Here is a 17820-nt window from a genome sequence, read left to right as displayed (position 1 = left end):
TTTTTAGCAGACAAAATTTAAAAAAATTAATAACAATCACCGCTAAATGTCATTAAAACAGCGGTACTTAATAAGGATATAACCATGCAAGTTTATTACGATAAAGACTGCGATCTATCAATCATCAAGAGCAAGAAAGTTGCTATCATCGGTTTCGGTTCACAGGGTCACGCTCATGCGGCGAACCTTCAGGATTCTGGTGTAGACGTAACGGTTGGTCTACGTCCTGGTTCTTCTTCAATCAAAAAAGCGGAAGGTTACGGCCTAAAGACTGCTGACGTTGCGACTGCCGTTGCCGGTGCTGACGTTGTTATGATCCTGACTCCGGATGAATTCCAGTCGGTTCTATATAAAGAAGAAATCGAGCCAAACATCAAGCAGGGTGCAACACTAGCCTTCGCTCACGGTTTCGCTATCATCTACAACCAGATCCAGCCTCGTAAAGATCTAGACGTAATCATGATCGCTCCAAAGGCGCCTGGTCACACAGTACGTTCTGAATTCGTTCGTGGTGGCGGTATTCCTGACCTAATCGCGGTTGAGCAGGACGCTTCTGGTAACGCTAAGGCAATCGCGCTATCTTACGCTTCTGGTGTAGGTGGTGGTCGTACTGGTATCATCGAAACCACTTTCCGTGACGAGTGTGAAACTGACCTGTTCGGTGAGCAAGCGGTTCTTTGTGGTGGTGCGGTTGAGCTGGTTAAAGCTGGTTTCGACACACTGGTTGAAGCCGGTTATGAGCCTGAAATGGCCTACTTCGAATGTCTACACGAGTTGAAGCTGATCGTAGACCTAATGTTCGAAGGTGGTATCGCCGATATGAACTACTCAATCTCAAACAACGCTGAGTACGGTGAATACGTTACTGGTCCACGCGTTATCAACGACGAGTCTCGTGAAGCGATGCGTCAAGCACTGAAAAACATCCAGTCTGGTGAATACGCTAAGCAGTTTATCCTTGAAGGTCAGGCGGGTTACCCATCAATGACTGCAGCGCGTCGCAACAATGCCGAGCACGGTATTGAAGTCGTTGGTAAGAAACTGCGTGCGATGATGCCTTGGATTGCGAGCAACAAGATCGTTGACCAAGAGAAAAACTAATTTTAAAAAGGTCTAGTTTGCTCGATTTCTGTGTTATTTGTTGGGTCGTGTATTAGCTATACACTTCCCCAACAAAAGCCTTGAACTCGAACAAACTATCTCCTTTTTGGATTATCGAAGAACCGGCTTTATGCCGGTTTTTTGTTTTTAGGGACTTATTTGTCCAATCTCTGCGTTGCTTTATAGCTTGTGTACTAATTGTACACGTCGCCATAAAGCGCCTTGACCTTGAACAAAGCGCCGCCTAAAAATGTTCTAAATAAGAAGCCAGCTATATGCTGGCTTTTTTATTGCCTGAAGTTTCTATAAAGCCAAGTTAAGGAATTAGCTTGGCTTTTTTTATGATTATTGATATGGTAATTTTACTTATTTGTTGGAGTTGTGTAGAGGAATTTTCGACTCTTTCTTATTTAAACCAGGATTTCCAATAAAAGCTATAAGTCCTAAGTTCATCACATTGCTAAGGAGTGTCAAAGAATGAAAATTGAAAAACTTATCCTCTCAAACTTTAGATCTTATAAAGAAGAAATTTCAATCGATTTTAATGATTTGAATGTATTTGTTGGAAAAAATGATATTGGAAAATCAACAATTCTTGAAGCCTTAGATATTTTCTTTAACGAAGGAAAAGGAATTATCAAGATGGATAAAGACGATATTAATAAACAGGCCAAAGAAGAAGGTAATTATGAGATTAAAATAGAAATAGTCTTTGGGGATTTGCCTCATGAGCTAACAATTGATTCAACAAACCCAACAAGATTGGAAGAAGAGTTTCTTTTAAATCAGGATGGTAAGCTTACGATTATTAAAAAATACCCTAATGCAGGAAAAGAAAAAGTTTTTGTTAAAGCTTACCATCCTACAAATGCGGCATGTTCTGAACTTCTATTAAAAAAACAACCTGATCTCAAAAAACAGCTTACTGAGGAAATGGTTTGTGAGGATAAAACTAAAAATTCTGAAATTAGAAAGGCAATTTGGAACTTTTATTCTGAAAATCTAGAGTTAAAAGAAATTGAAATAGAACTCTCCAAAATTGATTCAAAAAACTCATGGGAACAGCTAAAAACATATTTACCACTGTATTCACTTTTTCAATCAGATAGGAAAAATAGTGATGGAGATAGTGAAATCCAGAACCCAATGAAATTAGCTGTTCAAGAAATTCTGAAAGATAAGAAATTAATGGATAGTTTGAATCAGGTTGCTGTTGAGGTGGAGACAAAGTTAAAAGAAGTTGCAGATCAAACGCTTGACAAGTTAAATGAAATGAACCCAGAGATTGCAAACAGTTTAACACCTGTTATACCTAGTCCAGAAAGCTTGAAATGGGTTGATGTCTTCAAGAGTGTTTCAATTACTGGAGACGAGGACATTCCTATTAATAAAAGAGGGAGTGGTGTAAAGAGACTGGTGCTTTTAAATTTCTTCCGTGCAGAAGCTGAAAGAAGAAAGGGTGAAAATAATGTTCCTGACATAATCTATGCTATCGAAGAGCCTGAAACATCTCAACATCCTAGTCATCAGAGAAAATTAATTGAAGCATTTATTGAGTTATCCAAAGCGGATAATACTCAGGTTCTACTAACTACACATAGCCCTTCGATTGTTAAACTGCTTGAATTTGAGCATCTAAAACTTATAAAAAGTGAACCTTCAAAAGAGGTTGTTTCTGTCGAGAGAAGTGAGCTCCCGTATCCATCATTGAATGAGGTTAATTTTTTGGCTTTTGGTGAGGCAAATGATGAATATCACAATGAACTATATGGTTTTATTGAAAGTGAAGAGCTCCTAGCTCACTATAAAGATGGAAAGGGTACTATTGAATATATAAGAATTAAACATAATGGTGATTTATTGACGGAGCAAAAAATTGTTAGCGAGTATATTCGTCATCAGATACACCATCCGGAAAATACTCATAATGCTAGATATACGGATGAGCAGCTCCAAGCATCAATTAATGATATGAGAGCGTTTATTGAGCTTCAGGGGATTTGAAAACCAATGGGGTCAGACTCGATTGATTTAGTGTGTCTAAATTGCCATAAAAAACCAGCATAACGCTGGTTTTTTATTTGAGTGTCTTTTTTAGTTGTAGTCGCCGCCGGGTAGGTTGTTTTTGTTTACAGTGACCTTGTCTACTTTCTGTCCGGAAAAGCGCAGTAATGCATCGCCAGAAAAATCATAGCCATATTCGCTGGCAATGCGTGCCACGTCATCTGCGGTTTGTGCGCCGACCACTCGCTGTTTTAATTCTTCGTTACCCTGCATATAGCCTAAAAATTCTCGAATCGTGTCAAAAGACATAAATAATCCTTGTGTCGACGCTGTCTTGATAGCATTTTAATAAAAGTTATGAGCACTATTTTACTACGATTTATCACAGTAAATGATAGGTTCACAAATAGGGTTACTGAGGAATGAGTCTATAGGTGAAGATTTAGTTGGGTTTTTGTGGTCTCAAATTTATTACCAAATGGGGATGAAACTGCTTTTTGTTCAAACTGTAATCGCTTATTATTGAAATTAAGTTTTATTGGTCTATGAGTTTTTAAATGTCTTATAAATTGGAATGGAATGATCAAGGGGTGGTAATCACCTTTTCAGATATCCTATCGACGAAAGATCTGATTAAATCAAATAGTGAGCTTATTGGTAATTCACGCATTGAGACTGTTAAATATATTATTTCTGATTTTACTCACATAAAAGGTGCGACTCTTGATGAAAGCGCCGTAGAAATAACAAAAGACTTTGCTGTTCGTGCTAATCCTATCAACCCTAATATAAGGCTAGCAATCGTCTCCGATAATGAGGAAATCATAAAACTAATTGAATCATTTATTCATAAATCGAAATCTGAAATTGAAGGCGCTGACTATCAACATTTCACCCATATTAATGATGCAGCTGAGTGGATGGCTTCTCTAATCGATCCTGCCAACTAAATCATTTGGTTTAGAGCATACGTCTTCTTTTTTTCTACTAAAACCGCTAAATCAATAAACTGTCCCTGATATTTGACTATTAATCGTTAGTTTTCTATTCTGCTATTTAACACATCTGAAATGTGTCCAATCTAACACCTTAATTTCAAAGGGGGATTTACATTATGAAAGCAGCTATTTTAATTCACTCTGATCCAAGCACGGGTACTGAAGAAGCTTTAGGTCGTGTCTTTAATGCTTTGGCGGTGGCGCATGATCTGAAGCAGAAAAACCAAGAAGTTCGTGTTTTGTTTATCGGTACCGGAACACGCTGGCTTGCCGAGTTGAGCAAGGCGGATCATCCTGTTCATGATTTGTTTGAAGGTGTAAAGGATAAGATCGAGGGGGCTTCAAGCGCTTGTTCGGATGCCTTTGGTGCCGCAGACGATGTTAAGGCTTCGGGCTTTGAATTGCTGACAGGCAATCAGCTTCCGGGTACGAGTGGTTTGCCGAGCATTGCCGATCTGATGGCTGACGGTTATCAGGTGTTGGTCTATTAATCGCCGCTAGGATGCCGCAATTAACATAGCCATAATGATTGGAGCCGTCAGCTAATGAAGACAATGCTTTTTTATGTTTTGAGTTGGTTTGGTTTGGTCGTTTTGGCTATTTTGAATGGCACGATTCGTGTCAAAGGTTATGCCCAGTTCACCTCTGAGCTGACGGCTCATCAGTTATCGACTTTGATATTGGTAGTTCTGATGGGCATTTACATCTATATCTTAACAGGGGTATTTCCTCTGGACTCTTCTCAGCAGGCTTTGTTAATCGGCGGCATCTGGTTGGTGATGACTGTCATGTTTGAGTTCATTTTCGGTCATTACGTGATGGGGAATGCATGGTCTGTGCTGTTCCATGACTACAATGTCTTTGAAGGCCGTGTTTGGCTTATTGTATTGGTTTGGGCTTTGCTTGCCCCATACGTAATGTATCAATTACGATCTTATTAAGAATGGTTTTAGATAAGCCAAGATCAGCCAGAAAAAGAGTTGCTTTGAACAGCTGCTGACTGTCGAGGGGGGCTTTATTGTGTTGGGCTCGTAGCGATTTCTGAATACGACGTGACTCGATTGCGCCCCTGGTTTTTTGAAGCATAAAGCGCTTTGTCGGCTTGGGCAAGCAATGAGTCTATATTTGAGTCTGCTCGTGTTCTTTCAACTACTCCCAAACTGGCGGTAAACTTAATTGACGACTGTCCTTGTTTCAGCTCTATTTGACTGATTTTTTCACGCAGGTTTTGCGCAATCTTGATCGCATCAACTTCTCCTGTATTGGGCAAAAGTACCGCAAACTCCTCTCCACCCAAACGGCCGATTATGTCTGTTGAGCGAAGGTTTTCTTTAAGTGTGTCTGCAAGAGCTTTTAGAGCTTGGTCTCCCAAAGCATGGCCAAAAGTGTCATTGAGTTTTTTAAACTTATCTATATCGAGCATAATTAAACTCAGCGAATTTTGTTGCCGCAAAGTCAGGCTTAGTAGCCGTTGTCCATAATCAAAAAAGGCACGGCGGTTATTAAGTTGAGTGAGTGGGTCGCTATAAGCCAATCTTTCAGCGCTTTCTTTGGCAAGTTCTAAGTCATGGGTTCGCGCTTTAACCTTTTCGTCCAGAGCCTGATTGAGTTCTAACAACTCGTGCTGATGATCTTTTAATCTTTGAATCATTTGGTTGTAACTGTCTTTCAAAATGAGCAATTCATTTTTGTCTGTCCAGTGAACAGATAGATCGATCGGTTGGGGGGATTGTGTGTTTTGCTGGCGAATTTTATGGGTAAACTCTTCTAGCGGTCGTCCTAAATATTTTTTGATAAAAAAATAGATGATGAACCAAAGCGCGAAAGTTTTGATTAAGGAGTTAATCAAGATAAGAAAGAAGCCATATTTGACTCGCTCAAACACCAGTTGGTCATTTGAGTAAATGATGACCTTGCCCAGGTAAATGTCATTGTTAAACGCCGGTCCTTGATAATGTATAGGGAATTCGTGACTGAAAAGCGATTTAGAGCCCAAGCCGAATAGTTTTTGTTCTGTAGGTTGGCCTTTTGAGTCGTAATATTTGACCTGGTTTTGCTCATCAAGCACCGCCCCGATTTGTAAATCCATTTTCTGATCGGAAGATTGAATTTTTACTCCTACCACGATGGGAAGGTTGTACATGCCTTGCAGAATGGACTCCAGTAATTCTTGATTATAGGTCCAAACCGAATCGGAAATGCCTTTGCCAAAGGTGGCAGGCAGGGTTTGAATTTCTTCATAAAATTCTGTTTTGGTGTTTTCGTATTCTTTGTAGAGCTGAACTACAGTGACAAGAACCGCCACCAAAAAATAAAAGCCGAAGATAACGAGCAATAGGTGCAACGCGATAGATTGATGATAACGGTTAAATAAAGCTCGCATTTAACAGATCATTGTTTATGGGGTTGCCAATCTTGGATGCCATAACGGTCCAGCAATTTTTTCAGACGACCGTCTTTTCGCATTTTTTGAGTTTCTTCAGATAAAATTTTGGCGTACTCGGCAGACTTGGGGTTCTTGGGTGAAAAACTGCTGTAAACATCTATGACTACATTGGTAGTGCCGGAGACTTTTACCTGCTCTGACTTGCCTATTTGCTTGGCCTTGTATTCGAGTACGCTTTTGTCTTCGATAATCGCGGTCAGGCGACCATTGGTAAGCATTTCAAGCAGCCTTTCTAAAGGTTTTTCTCCAGTGATCGCAAGAACGTTTTTGGGGTTTTGATTGATATAATCCATCACTGTCGGGTCCACATAGTCATAGCCCTTAATGATGCCAATCATTTTAGCCTGTTCAAGCGAATCCTTACCTGTGTAGCGCCAGTTTGAATTTTTATGGCTGAAAAACGTACTGTTGCTTTTTCCTAAGGCAAGGTCAGGAAATACGAAATCCGGGGCTTCTTCACGAAAGCAGGCCATGGTGCCGTCAAGTTTACCTTCCCTTACCAGTTGCAATCCGCGAGAATAAGAAACTTCAACGAACTCGACCTCGTGTCCTCTTGCTTTCATGGTTTCTGTCAATAAGTCACCAATGTATCCGACCTTGCCTTGATTTTGACTTGGAATGCAATCGTAAGGGCACCATTCATCGGTAGCGATCCGCAGCGTATCGGAAAAAACATAAGTAGGCATCAGAGACAGAAAACTTGCCAAGAGAAGGCTAAAGGTCAGACAGTTTGTATTGGGTTCGGCTTGTCTATGCATGACGGTACCTCAGTAGATGAGCTAGTGTCATTATAGGGCTTTTCTTTGAATAGTTCTATTAAGGGCTGCTTGGGGTTCGGCGAAGGTTGTCATGATCCATCTATTAGGCTATGCCTACATCGGGTTTGCTGAGAGCCGGACTGTTTGAGCTCGTGGCAATAAAGCTTGGCTTGTGGATGAGTTTTACCGAATTTGTCATGATTTGCTAAGTTGGCTATGGCAGTAGTGCGTCAATCGAATCGATGTCTAAGGTTGAATTTTTTTGCCAAGCCCCCTATATTGAATCCTGTACAAGCATTACTTTTCTATCTCATTAATCTTAAAACGATTTTTTTGGAGGTCTTATGCGTAAACCAACGATTTTAATTGCATCGGCATTAACGGCGTTATTCGCGTTCAGCTCACAGGCTTTTGCGGAAACTGCCGAACGAGATCCTTATAAAGAAGGATTCGAAGCCTATGCCAAAGAAAACCAGATGATGGAGGCTGCGATTAATTCTTACTTAAAAGACCTCGAAAAGGCCATTAAGGAAAAGCCGTCTTTGGTGGAAACCAAAGAAGAGCTAGGACACAGTGAAATGTAAGCAAAGCTTATTCGAGTTATAAAAAAAGCGCCATTAAGGCGCTTTTTTGTTAGCGGCTTACCGTTTTTTAGAAGCTGAAGCTTTCCTGTTTTGAGCTGTCGATCAGAGGTGTCAATTCGGTTTCAAAAAGGGTTTCTGTTTCCCATTCCTGATCGCTGACACGAGTGATGACTTGCGCGGTCATTGCCGGTGCGTGACCGGTGATCAAGGCTAGGCGACCACCTAAGTTCAACTGCATTTTATAGCTTTCCGGCACATCGCTTACCGAGCCGGTCAAAACAATGACGTCATAGCTTTTATCCGAGTTCCAGGCTTGGCTGGCATCACCGATTTGGAAATCGATATTCGTGAAGTTCTTCAAACGTGCTTGCGCTTGTTCGGATAGGGTCGGGTTGATTTCCACGGTGTCTACCGATTTCGCCTGAGCCGCCATTAATGCGGTCAGATAACCTGAACCGGTACCGATTTCCAGGACGCTTTCATCTTCGGCGATGTCGATAGCCTGGAGAATCTTGGCTTCGATTTTCGGTGCCATCATGGTCTGGTTTTCACCGATTGGCAGTTCAATGTCCATATAGGCCAAAGATTCTTGACCCGGCTGGACGAACTCGTGGCGAGGAATATCCATAAATAGATCTAGCACTTTAGGGTCTAAGACGTCCCAAGGGCGAATTTGCTGTTCTACCATGTAAAAGCGCGCTTGATCTAAATTCATTGTTATAATCCTTTTCGTTATGTTCTTATCATTGGTCTGACTAAGGTTGAGTCGATAACCTAAATCAAAGGGGCGGATCGATATCATTCGATGTGCTCACGCCTCTTGAAAATCTCTAGTGTTGTTTGACAAACTGCCAAGCTCAATTTCATAGTGAAATTTGCGGCAAACATAAAACTCAAACCGATTGATTATAACTGAATAGATGAATTTTATAAATGCCTTAACCGTGATTAGGAGTGATTTTGTCTAAGTCGGATAGACACACGATAGCGTCTGTTACCAGTGAAATCGGTATTTCAGCAGAGCATTGGCCGTTACTGGACGAGCTGCAGCTCGAACCAAAGTTGGTGCCGCGTTTTGCCGATAGCAGTTGTGATATCTGGCCGGTGCTGCATACGCCAACGGACCAGCGACTGTTTATCAAGCGTGTCGCCAAACAAGAGTCGCCGTCTCCTTTTTGGCAGGTGATGGGGCATCTGTTCGAACAGCATCTGGCGGATGCGATTGTCGGCAGTGATGAGCTTTCACAATTGCTTAAAGAATTTACCGCAACCAGCGCTATCGAGGTTCCGCATTGTCACCAAACCGCCGAAAATGAGGCCTACGCTTTTGCCTTGTTTGCCGAGTTAGGTGGGCAGGTGGCTGAGAATAAAAATGTTTTCATGATTGAACAGTTGGCCGAATTATTGGCCTTATTGCATCAAAATGAATTTGCTCAGGTAGGGCGTTTGCAGCAGGAAACGGCTGGATCGCTTGCCCTGTTTAGTGAGCAGAACTGGCGCATGAGATTAATGAAGCTGTTTTATGTGATGGATGTCGAGTCAATCGATATCGATACCCAGCAGGCTTTGATTGAGCAGCTTGATAGTATTGCTATCGAGCGTGTCGTGCCGTTGATGATGGATTTGCGTTGGGATCAATTGGCGGTGGATAACGGCAGTTTGAGCGGTATTTACGATTTGGATGCGTTTGTCGCCGCACCGGTTGAATTCGATTTCGTCATTCTTGAGTATTTGCTCGATAAAATCGAGTTGGAGCGTTTTATCAGTGTCTATAGCGCCAAATCGGATATGGCGGTTCCAGCATTGAAAAATGTCAGGCAGGTTTATCGTACGGTGTTGTATTTGATGAATGTGCTGGGTGAAGAGGATTACCAGAGATGGATGCAGCAACCGCACTTTTTTGACTAGTTTTGCTGTGTTAACTCGTCATTTATATGCGGTTACTGCTTGAGTTTAGGCGTTAGCCGTTGAGCGGTTGTCGCTATCGTTATCTCCATTCAGTGTTTCGATATTGTTCGCGGCAAGCCAGCTTCTGTAACCGTATACCGCCAATACCAGGTAAACCGTGAACATGGCAATCGTCACATAGAAACCACTCTGCCAGTAGAGCGCAATCGCCAAAGAGTCGATAACAATCCAATAGAGCCAGTTTTCCAGCACTTTGCGAGCCATTAGCACCGTGGTCATTACCGAGAATACCGTGACGACCGCATCCAGATAAGGTAGGTTGGTGCCTAAGCTTTCAAGGTAGTAACCGATCGCCAAGCTGATTGCCAGACCACTGGTAATGTAGCTGGCGTGAAAGCGCCATGAACGGGTGGTTACCGGTAACTCTTCTTTATCTTTTTGCTTATTGATGCGGATAACCTGTTTCCAGAGCAGATAGCCGTATACTGCCATCGCCATATAATAAAAATTCAGAATCGCCTGCATCGGCAGTTGGCCTTCCCAAAACAGCATGGTATAAATCAGCGTACTGATAAAAGCCGCCGGCCAGCACCAGACAGATTGACGAGCCGCCAGAATCACATAAAGTGTCCCCAAGGCCGCGGCAATCCATTCCCAGCCGGATTGCGCCATAAAAGCATCGATAACGGCGGTTAGCAGGTTTGTTTCATTCGCAAGCATTGATTACCGCCTTTTCTCGATCTTTACCGACCAGTTTAATCACAAACACCGTCTGTGGAACCTGTTCGATTACCGCTAATATTTCACTGTTCAAGGCGCCCATTACATCGCTGTAATCGCCGTAAATATGAGTGGAAAGACTGTTGCGCTGCACATTGACCGCAGGGTTTTGTTCGAAACGATCAATAAAGTCGATAATCGGCTGACAATAGTCGTCAATCAACGGATACATACTGATATCAACAGAGACTTTCATAATGTATTCCTTGTCGTTTGCCACATCTTAATAATGCAAAGTGTGGCATAAGTTATAAGAGCGGGGTTTCAATCAAAGCCCCGATGCCTTCAATTAGAAATATACTCGCGCAGTCAGGCCGATTTGTCGAGGGTCGCCTAAACGTTCATATTCTGATGGATTGGTATAAGGTGCGTTAAAGTCAAAATAGAAACCACGTGTTGCATAACGTTCATCCGTCAGGTTTTTCGCCCATAGATAAACTTCATAATCATTTGCTTCATAACCAATGCGTGCATTAACGACTTTATAGGCATTAGATTGATCGTTGTGTGTGGTGTCAAAATAGAACTTGTCTACAGCGGTGATGTCGGCCTGAGCGTAGAAGCCTTGGCTGCTGCGATATTTAGCACCTAAATTGATTTGATAATTCGGGCTATGTGGCAATGCTCGATTACTGATGCTAAATCCGCTGTTTAATGGGGTGCCGTTGACATCGGTTTGCATCAAGCCCATTGAACCGAAAGTTGTGAAGCGTTCGCTTACCTGCCAGTTAAAGTCGGCTTCAATTCCGTAGCTGGATGCGCTGTCAAAGTTTTCGGTATAGAACACCCAATTAGTTCCGGAGTTAGGATCATAGGTATAACCGTCAATCTGCGGATTATGACGATCCATATAGAATGCAGTGATATTGCTGTTTAAGCCGATAGCAGCGAAGTGCGATTTTAAACCGATTTCATAGTTAATCAGTGTTTCTGCATCATAACTCAAGTATTGGCTTGGCGTACCGCTTGGCTGACCTGGGTTGAAACCACCGGCTTTAAAACCACGAGTCACGCTAGTGTAAGCGCTATATTTATCATTATAACGGTGGCTGTAACTTAGGCTTGCACCCCAAAGCGTTTCATTTGGCGCGTAGTATTCACCATTACTGTTGCTAAAGGCGTTGTTGTTGTTTTCAACTCGCAAGCTGGTGCTGACAGTCGTTTTATCGTTGATAGCCACATCAAGTTGACCAAAACCGGAAAGTTTGGTGATAGAAAAATCAGTTGATGAACTTCCCCAATATTCTGTTTGGTTCTTTTCATCAAGTTTTGAGGCATAAAGCCCTGCCAGCCAATCAGTATTTCCGCCGATCTTAGAAGTTTCGGTTGAGCTGAAGCGCAGTTCTTGGCTGTAAGTTTGACGTGTTTTATCGTTCAGGTAGGTGCCGCTTAATGCTGCAGTCCAGTCTTCATCATAGCTATAACGCATTGTAGAACCGGCTATAGCGGTTTTGCTGGTCAGCACAAAATTTGGGTTAGCTGTTGAAACCACTTTGACAGAGGCGGCATTGGATAGTTGGTCGTCTTCACCTGGTTGGTTAGTAAGCGTGGTAAAGCTGTTATCACGTGCCCAGGCATCATAACCATTGTTTAAATCAGCATGCAAAGCGGTGATATCGACCGTTGTATGCTGGTTTGGGAATAAGCGCAGTTTACCGCGTAATGTCAGTTCATCTCGACCGTTAGTGTCGCTGCGACCTAAAGTTTCATTGTGGCGGAAGCCGTCGCTTTGATGCTTAAACATAACAAAACGGTATTGGGCCGCATCCTTTTCATTGTTAATTGGGCCGCTGGTCATTAAGCCGAATTCACGCAGGCTATCATCACCCGCGCTGGCTTCAATCATGCTCTCACGATATGGCGTCGGGTCATTAGTCTGGATATTAATCAGACCGCCAATCGCACTTTGTCCATAACGCGTGTTTTGCGGGCCGCGTAAAACCTCAACTTGTTTGGTGTCAAATACATTTCCAGTCATGCCGATTCCGGAAAAGTCGATATCATCTACGGCGAAACCGACGCTTGAGTTCGGTGCGCCGGTATATTCATCTCGTTCACCCATGCCGCGAATTTGTATATGACGAGCACGTGAGCTTTGCCCAGAAAAGTTTACATTTGGGGTCTTTAGTAAAACATCGTCAAAGTGGTTGGCACCTTGGTCTTGCAGTTCATCCTGAGTCAGGACTTCGACACTGGCAGGCATGTCTTGTTGAGTACTTTCAAATAAGTCTGCGCCAATGGTGATATCGTTTAGGCTGGTTTCTGCGAAGCTTTGTGCGCTATACACTACGCCAAGCAAGGCAATCGTAATTGGGTTCAGTTTGCTGTTCATATCGCTTCCTTTAATGCTAAGCCGGACTGCAATAGGAAAGCGTGGGTAGTGCGGTAACAGAGGTTTTTGTTCTGTTAGTTGTGGAAGGCCATATTGAATGGTCGTTAACCGGTATTGCTGTCAAGCATAATAGGGTTAATTGTTATGGCAAAAGCGACTACTTGTATCACGCCGTCCCTACGCCAGTATTAACTGGATCAGGTTCGAAGGGTGCTCTCTTTTACATTGAGATCTCAGGCAAATTGCCGCCCCTGGCTGTCAAAATATTGTACTTAAGTTAGAGTACAAAACCGTGTTGGTTTCGAAAAAAGTGCCATGAAATTTGGCATTTTTTTTAAATTCGTGCGGATTGTAGCGCAAATTTGGTTAAAATTGAAATCATTAAATTTTTAATCTCTTCAATGAGATGCCAAGCCCAAGTCGTTTGGGCGTTTAGAGAATGACTAAATGAGGTTTATGAATGAGTGAAGCGGCCAAACCCAATGTAAGTAAAACGATTATGGATCGTTTGAAGGCATTGGATGACCTTCCGCATTTTCCCGATGCTCTGGTTAAGCTGGAGCGGACACTGGCAACCGATGAAACCGTTCAAATAGGTGATTTGGTTCAGTTGATTGCACAAGACCCGCGTTTGGCTGCGGGTTTGATTGGTGTCGTCAATAGCGCAAAATACACAACGGGCATGCCAATTTCGGATTTATCAGAAGCGATTGTCCGGATCGGTATTAAAGATGTTCGTGTGATGGCCCATGCGATTAACTATAAATCATCGTTTAAAACCAAACCGCCGTTCAGTGAAAAGCATTTTATGAAGCACGCCATGCTTGCGGCCGTTGTCGGGCAGGCTTTGGGGCGTGCGTTGCATGTCAGTCCGGGTGAAGCGTTTTTATGTGGTTTGATGCGCGATATCGGTATCTATCTGTTGGCGGTGGAAAGTCGGGAAAAGTATTTAGAGGTTATTAAACTGACCGATTATGATATTGCCCGTTTGTCACACGCGGAAAATAAGGTGTTTGGTACTTATCATGCGTTGATGAGTGCGCGTCTTTTACAGCAGTGGAAGTTTCCCAAGGAAATCATTATGGGGGTGGCTTTTCATCATACGCCAGATAAGGCGGACGACCAATACAAAGCGTTTGCTTATCTAACCTTTTTGGCCGAGCAGGGAGCGTTTCGTTTAGGTTTTGAAAACGGTATTGCCGATCTGAATGATGCCGATAGAGAAGCGCCGTCTGAAGCGTTGTTGAATGCTTTGCAGTATTTTGGTTTGGAATTGGAGGCCTACGACGAAGTTCTGCATGGCGCTTTGGAAGAAGCTGAAAAGATGGGTATGTGATATTTTTATTTATTTATTTATTTGTAAAACATTAGGTTAATGTTTATCTGGAACCCTTGTGCAGTTCTGCTGCCAAGGGTTTTTGTTTATCGGTTCGAGCATAAAACCGACATGGGGTCAACGGATTTGTATTGGCCACGAAAAAGCCTAAAAAAAAGCGTATAAAGTCTGGCTAGGGCAGCGTAATAAATGCTAGAATATCGGGCTTACTTTTTGAACGACGCATTTTTTAAAGAAGAGATTAAATCAATGCCAATCATTACTTTACCAGACGGGTCTACCAGACAATTCGATGAAGCAGTTTCAGTCATGCAAGTGGCGGAAAGTATTGGTACGGGTCTAGCCAAGGCAACGGTTGCCGGCCGTGTTAACGGCCAGTTAAAGGATGCTTGCGATTTGATCTCTGAAGATGCGTCGTTAGAAATCGTCACTATGAAAGATGAAGATGGCGTGCATATCATGCGTCATTCTTGCGCCCACTTGTTGGGGCATGCGTTAAAGCAGTTGTATCCTGATGTGAAGATGGCGATCGGCCCGGTTATCGATAACGGTTTTTACTATGACATCGATATGGAGTACAAGATTACGCCGGACGATTTGAAGAAAATCGAAAAGCGCATGAAAGAGCTGGCGAAAACCAAGTATCCCGTCATCAAGAAGATGCTGCCGCGTGATGAAGCGATTAAAACTTTTGAAGAGCGTGGTGAAGAGTACAAGTTGGAATTGATCCGTGATCTGCCGGATGAGAGCGAATTCGGTTTCTATTTCCACGAAGAATATGTCGATATGTGTGTCGGCCCTCATGTTCCGAATATGGGCTTTACCAAAGCGTTTGCCTTAACTCATGTTGCCGGTGCTTATTGGCGTGGTAACTCTGACAATAAAATGTTGCAGCGTATCTACGGTATCGCCTTTGCCGATAAGCAGGCATTGAAAGACTACCAGTTGATGATGGAAGAAGCGGAAAAACGCGACCATCGTAAACTAGGTAAAACGCTTGACCTGTTCCATGTCGAAGACATTTCACCGGGTATGGCGTTCTGGCATCCGAAAGGGACCACTTTGTATCGCGTGGTGGAGCAATATATGCGCGATCAGTTGGTTGCCAACGACTATGAAGAGATTCGTACCCCATTGATTATGGACCGCTCTTTATGGGAGAAGTCGGGTCACTGGGACAAATTTAAAGACAATATGTTCACCACAGAAACCGATAACCGTGATTACGCGGTTAAGCCGATGAACTGTCCGGGGCATATTCAAGTATTCAACCGTCACTTGACCAGTTACCGTGACCTGCCGGTGCGTATCGCCGAATTCGGTACCGTTCACCGTAACGAGCCGTCTGGTACGCTTCATGGTTTGATGCGTGTGCGTTCATTCACGCAGGATGATGCGCATATTTTCTGTACCGAAGAGCAGATCAAGTCCGAGGTGCAGGGTTGTATCGACTTGGTTTATCAGACTTATGCCGATTTCGGTTTCGATAACATCGCGGTGAAACTGTCGACTCGTCCAGAGCAGCGTGTTGGTTCCGATGAAGTTTGGGACTTGGCTGAGGCGGCTCTACAGCAGACATTGGATGAAGCCGGTCTGGAATACAAGTTACAGCCGGGTGAAGGCGCCTTCTACGGCCCTAAGATCGAATTCCAGCTAAAAGACTGCATCGGTCGTGTTTGGCAGTGCGGTACTATCCAACTTGATTTCTCGATGACTCAGGCAGAGCGTTTGAATGCGACTTATGTCGGTCAAGATAATGAAAAACATCACCCGGTAATGATCCACCGAGCGATTCTTGGTTCCTTGGAACGTTTTGTTGGAATCTTGGTGGAACATTACGAAGGAAAGTTCCCGACTTGGTTGGCACCAACCCAGTTAGTTATTGCGTCAATTGCGGATGTCCACAACGAATATGTGGACAAAATGGCTAAAAAATTGAAAAAACATGGGTTTAGAGCCGAATCGGACTTGAGAAATGAGAAGGTTGGGTTTAAAATTCGCGAACATACAATGCAACGTGTGCCGTATATTCTGGTCGTAGGTGATCAGGAAATGGAGAATGAAACCTTCAATGTACGTGCTCGCGGTGGTGAGAACCTAGGTTCGTTCTCGTTCGATCAGCTAATTGATTTGCTGAACAACGATATTTCCAATTTAGGTCGTGTAGTAGAAGCGTAAATTAACTAACCGATTGTTACGCAAAGAATTTATAACTAACTGGAGGATATTGCTATCGCAATTAGAAGAGGTGGTCGAGGTCGACCACAACAACCGGAAGCCCCTAAAGACAGAATTAACAAGGCCATTAATGTACCAGAAGTTCGATTAGTCGATGCAGATGGCGAACAGGCCGGGGTGGTTTCAATTGACCGTGCACTAGAGATGGCGCAAGAAGCGGGATTGGATTTGGTTGAGGTTGCAACGAAAGCAAGCCCTCCAGTTTGTAAAATCATGGACTATGGTAAATACCTTTACCAGCAGCAGAAAAAGCAGCACGAAGCGAAGAAAAAGCAGAAGCAAGTCCAGGTTAAAGAAGTTAAGTTTCGCCCAGGAACTGAGGAAGGGGATTATCAGGTCAAACTACGCAACCTGATAAAATTCTTAGAAAAGGGAGATCGCGTCAAGGTAACCATCTGGTTCCGTGGACGTGAGATTACCCATAAGGAACTGGGTCTTAAGGTGTTGGAGCGCGTTAAGGTAGATGTTGAAGAGTTTGGTACTGTTGAACAAATGCCGAAAATGGAAGGCCGTCAGATGCAAATGATGGTGGCACCAACCAATAAGAAGAAATAGTAACGATTAGGCATTAGCCTATTCGATACTGCCCACAACAGCTGGGACGGGGTTTGGATTTATTCAGATTCGGTTTCCGGTGCAGCTCCCTCAGTGCTGTTCGTTGTTCCGAGTGAGGTCTGGAAACTATTCCAGGCTTTGTATAAAACTGAAGTGGATCGGTAAATGGATATTTATCGAGAACGCTTAAATGCGGAGTTTCATTCAATGCCAAAGATGAAAACTAACAGTAGTGCTAAAAAGCGCTTCAAAAAAACTGGCTCAGGTCGTTTCAAATGTAAACAATCTCATCTTCGTCACATTTTGACGAAGAAGTCTACTAAGCGTAAGCGTCAGCTTCGTTCAGGCAGCATGATCCATGACCACGATGTGGCAATGGTTCGTCGTATGTTACCGTTCGCTTAATAGGAGATTAGATCATGGCAAGAGTTAAAAGAGGTGTCATCGCACGTCGTCGACACAATAAAGTATTAAAAGCAGCTAAAGGTTATTACGGCGCTCGTCGCAAAGTATTCCGCGTTGCTAAGCAAGCCGTTATTAAAGCGGGTCAATATGCATATCGCGATCGTCGTAACAAAAAGCGTACTTTCCGTCGCCTTTGGATTGCACGTATCAACGCCGCTGCGCGTATGAACGGTATGACATATAGCCGTTTTATCAACGGACTTAACAAAGCTGGTGTTGCGGTTGACCGTAAGGTTCTAGCTGATATCGCTGTACATGACGCTGCTGCGTTCACAGCGATTGCTGAAAAAGCGAAAGCGGCTTTAGCATAATACA

General features: G+C 43.2%; 19 protein-coding genes and 1 riboswitch. Of the genes, 12 read left to right on the top strand and 7 right to left on the bottom strand.

The window, feature by feature from the left end:
* Window positions 1-84 precede the first annotated feature (84 nt).
* A complete protein-coding gene (ilvC, locus tag FE785_RS07985) occupies window positions 85-1101 on the top strand; it encodes a ketol-acid reductoisomerase (protein WP_138565250.1) in 1017 nt (338 codons plus the stop codon).
* 477 nt (window positions 1102-1578) lie between these two features.
* Window positions 1579-3105 carry an ATP-binding protein gene (locus FE785_RS07980; RefSeq protein ID WP_138565249.1) on the top strand — a complete coding sequence of 509 codons (1527 nt, stop codon included), beginning with the start codon at window positions 1579-1581 and terminating at the stop codon, window positions 3103-3105.
* Window positions 3106-3195: 90 nt separating this feature from the next.
* Here the strand turns inward: FE785_RS07980 and FE785_RS07975 are convergent, their stop codons facing one another.
* Window positions 3196-3414 carry a Nif11-like leader peptide family natural product precursor gene (locus tag FE785_RS07975; RefSeq protein ID WP_138565248.1) on the bottom strand — a complete coding sequence of 73 codons (219 nt, stop codon included), beginning with the start codon at window positions 3412-3414 and terminating at the stop codon, window positions 3196-3198.
* Between the two features lie 248 nt (window positions 3415-3662).
* Here FE785_RS07975 and FE785_RS07970 point away from each other — a divergent pair, with 248 nt between their 5' ends.
* The 3 genes from FE785_RS07970 to FE785_RS07960 all read left to right on the top strand — a co-directional run bounded on the left by FE785_RS07970 (window position 3663) and on the right by FE785_RS07960 (window position 5044).
* Window positions 3663-4055: a hypothetical protein gene (locus FE785_RS07970; RefSeq protein WP_138565247.1), complete on the top strand. Its 393-nt coding sequence runs from the start codon at window positions 3663-3665 to the stop codon at window positions 4053-4055.
* Between the two features lie 164 nt (window positions 4056-4219).
* Window positions 4220-4594, top strand: a complete 375-nt coding sequence (locus FE785_RS07965) for a DsrE family protein (RefSeq protein ID WP_138565246.1) — start codon at window positions 4220-4222, stop codon at window positions 4592-4594.
* 54 nt (window positions 4595-4648) lie between these two features.
* Window positions 4649-5044, top strand: coding sequence for a hypothetical protein (locus FE785_RS07960; RefSeq protein ID WP_202978290.1), 396 nt, complete (start codon window positions 4649-4651; stop codon window positions 5042-5044).
* Window positions 5045-5118: 74 nt separating this feature from the next.
* Here FE785_RS07960 and FE785_RS07955 read toward each other — a convergent pair whose 3' ends face one another.
* Together FE785_RS07955 and FE785_RS07950 are read right to left on the bottom strand one after the other, a co-directional pair.
* Entirely contained in the window at window positions 5119-6486 is a 1368-nt protein-coding gene (locus tag FE785_RS07955; protein ID WP_138565245.1) for a GGDEF domain-containing protein, read from the bottom strand.
* Window positions 6487-6494: 8 nt separating this feature from the next.
* Window positions 6495-7307 (bottom strand): substrate-binding periplasmic protein, encoded by an 813-nt coding sequence (locus FE785_RS07950; RefSeq protein WP_138565244.1) that lies wholly within the window; start codon window positions 7305-7307, stop codon window positions 6495-6497.
* A 344-nt stretch (window positions 7308-7651) separates the two neighbouring features.
* Between FE785_RS07950 and FE785_RS07945 the strand changes: the two genes are divergently transcribed.
* A complete protein-coding gene (locus FE785_RS07945; RefSeq protein WP_138565243.1) occupies window positions 7652-7891 on the top strand; it encodes a hypothetical protein in 240 nt (79 codons plus the stop codon).
* Window positions 7892-7958: 67 nt separating this feature from the next.
* Here the strand turns inward: FE785_RS07945 and FE785_RS07940 are convergent, their stop codons facing one another.
* Window positions 7959-8606: a protein-L-isoaspartate O-methyltransferase family protein gene (locus FE785_RS07940; RefSeq protein ID WP_138565242.1), complete on the bottom strand. Its 648-nt coding sequence runs from the start codon at window positions 8604-8606 to the stop codon at window positions 7959-7961.
* A gap of 245 nt (window positions 8607-8851) precedes the next feature.
* Between FE785_RS07940 and FE785_RS07935 the strand changes: the two genes are divergently transcribed.
* Entirely contained in the window at window positions 8852-9799 is a 948-nt protein-coding gene (locus FE785_RS07935) for a phosphotransferase (protein WP_138565241.1), read from the top strand.
* A 45-nt stretch (window positions 9800-9844) separates the two neighbouring features.
* Here FE785_RS07935 and pnuC read toward each other — a convergent pair whose 3' ends face one another.
* The 3 genes from pnuC to FE785_RS07920 all read right to left on the bottom strand — a co-directional run bounded on the left by pnuC (window position 9845) and on the right by FE785_RS07920 (window position 12911).
* Window positions 9845-10519, bottom strand: a complete 675-nt coding sequence (pnuC, locus tag FE785_RS07930) for a nicotinamide riboside transporter PnuC (RefSeq protein ID WP_138565240.1) — start codon at window positions 10517-10519, stop codon at window positions 9845-9847.
* On the bottom strand, window positions 10506-10775 hold the full coding sequence (locus tag FE785_RS07925; RefSeq protein WP_138565239.1) for a YkoF family thiamine/hydroxymethylpyrimidine-binding protein: 270 nt from the start codon (window positions 10773-10775) through the stop codon (window positions 10506-10508). Before FE785_RS07925 ends, pnuC begins: the two co-directional genes overlap by 14 nt.
* 93 nt (window positions 10776-10868) lie before the next feature.
* Window positions 10869-12911, bottom strand: coding sequence for a TonB-dependent receptor (locus FE785_RS07920; RefSeq protein ID WP_138565238.1), 2043 nt, complete (start codon window positions 12909-12911; stop codon window positions 10869-10871).
* Between the two features lie 156 nt (window positions 12912-13067).
* Window positions 13068-13174: riboswitch (TPP riboswitch) on the bottom strand.
* A gap of 197 nt (window positions 13175-13371) precedes the next feature.
* Between FE785_RS07920 and FE785_RS07915 the strand changes: the two genes are divergently transcribed.
* From FE785_RS07915 to rplT, 5 genes are all read left to right on the top strand, one after another.
* Window positions 13372-14247: an HDOD domain-containing protein gene (locus FE785_RS07915; protein WP_138565237.1), complete on the top strand. Its 876-nt coding sequence runs from the start codon at window positions 13372-13374 to the stop codon at window positions 14245-14247.
* A gap of 249 nt (window positions 14248-14496) precedes the next feature.
* The gene (thrS, locus tag FE785_RS07910) at window positions 14497-16425 is read left to right on the top strand and encodes a threonine--tRNA ligase (protein WP_138565236.1); all 1929 of its coding nucleotides are present in this window, start codon (window positions 14497-14499) and stop codon (window positions 16423-16425) included.
* Between the two features lie 60 nt (window positions 16426-16485).
* Window positions 16486-17040 carry a translation initiation factor IF-3 gene (gene infC, locus FE785_RS07905; RefSeq protein WP_138565235.1) on the top strand — a complete coding sequence of 185 codons (555 nt, stop codon included), beginning with the start codon at window positions 16486-16488 and terminating at the stop codon, window positions 17038-17040.
* A gap of 207 nt (window positions 17041-17247) precedes the next feature.
* Window positions 17248-17445 carry a 50S ribosomal protein L35 gene (rpmI, locus tag FE785_RS07900; protein WP_138565842.1) on the top strand — a complete coding sequence of 66 codons (198 nt, stop codon included), beginning with the start codon at window positions 17248-17250 and terminating at the stop codon, window positions 17443-17445.
* Between the two features lie 14 nt (window positions 17446-17459).
* Window positions 17460-17816, top strand: a complete 357-nt coding sequence (gene rplT / locus FE785_RS07895) for a 50S ribosomal protein L20 (RefSeq protein WP_138565234.1) — start codon at window positions 17460-17462, stop codon at window positions 17814-17816.
* The last annotated feature ends 4 nt before the right edge of the window (window positions 17817-17820 follow it).

It is taken from the genome of Thiomicrorhabdus sediminis (genome assembly GCF_005885815.1).
Taxonomy (GTDB): Bacteria; Pseudomonadota; Gammaproteobacteria; order Thiomicrospirales; family Thiomicrospiraceae; genus Thiomicrorhabdus; species Thiomicrorhabdus sediminis.
The sequence above is the reverse complement of the archived record's forward strand: the minus strand, read 5'-3'. Positions and strand labels throughout refer to the sequence as shown.

What these genes read in the sequence shown, in the direction of transcription:
- FE785_RS07950 (WP_138565244.1), bottom strand. Translation starts at nt 7,307, where the DNA reads ATGCATAGACAAGCCGAACCCAATACAAACTGTCTGACCTTTAGCCTT.
- FE785_RS07955 (WP_138565245.1), bottom strand. Translation starts at nt 6,486, where the DNA reads ATGCGAGCTTTATTTAACCGTTATCATCAATCTATCGCGTTGCACCTA.
- FE785_RS07960 (WP_202978290.1), top strand. Translation starts at nt 4,649, where the DNA reads ATGAAGACAATGCTTTTTTATGTTTTGAGTTGGTTTGGTTTGGTCGTT.
- rpmI (WP_138565842.1), top strand. Translation starts at nt 17,248, where the DNA reads ATGCCAAAGATGAAAACTAACAGTAGTGCTAAAAAGCGCTTCAAAAAA.
- thrS (WP_138565236.1), top strand. Translation starts at nt 14,497, where the DNA reads ATGCCAATCATTACTTTACCAGACGGGTCTACCAGACAATTCGATGAA.
- FE785_RS07940 (WP_138565242.1), bottom strand. Translation starts at nt 8,606, where the DNA reads ATGAATTTAGATCAAGCGCGCTTTTACATGGTAGAACAGCAAATTCGC.
- rplT (WP_138565234.1), top strand. Translation starts at nt 17,460, where the DNA reads ATGGCAAGAGTTAAAAGAGGTGTCATCGCACGTCGTCGACACAATAAA.
- FE785_RS07925 (WP_138565239.1), bottom strand. Translation starts at nt 10,775, where the DNA reads ATGAAAGTCTCTGTTGATATCAGTATGTATCCGTTGATTGACGACTAT.
- pnuC (WP_138565240.1), bottom strand. Translation starts at nt 10,519, where the DNA reads ATGCTTGCGAATGAAACAAACCTGCTAACCGCCGTTATCGATGCTTTT.
- FE785_RS07975 (WP_138565248.1), bottom strand. Translation starts at nt 3,414, where the DNA reads ATGTCTTTTGACACGATTCGAGAATTTTTAGGCTATATGCAGGGTAAC.
- ilvC (WP_138565250.1), top strand. Translation starts at nt 85, where the DNA reads ATGCAAGTTTATTACGATAAAGACTGCGATCTATCAATCATCAAGAGC.
- FE785_RS07980 (WP_138565249.1), top strand. Translation starts at nt 1,579, where the DNA reads ATGAAAATTGAAAAACTTATCCTCTCAAACTTTAGATCTTATAAAGAA.
- FE785_RS07915 (WP_138565237.1), top strand. Translation starts at nt 13,372, where the DNA reads ATGAGTGAAGCGGCCAAACCCAATGTAAGTAAAACGATTATGGATCGT.
- FE785_RS07970 (WP_138565247.1), top strand. Translation starts at nt 3,663, where the DNA reads ATGTCTTATAAATTGGAATGGAATGATCAAGGGGTGGTAATCACCTTT.
- FE785_RS07920 (WP_138565238.1), bottom strand. Translation starts at nt 12,911, where the DNA reads ATGAACAGCAAACTGAACCCAATTACGATTGCCTTGCTTGGCGTAGTG.
- FE785_RS07965 (WP_138565246.1), top strand. Translation starts at nt 4,220, where the DNA reads ATGAAAGCAGCTATTTTAATTCACTCTGATCCAAGCACGGGTACTGAA.
- FE785_RS07945 (WP_138565243.1), top strand. Translation starts at nt 7,652, where the DNA reads ATGCGTAAACCAACGATTTTAATTGCATCGGCATTAACGGCGTTATTC.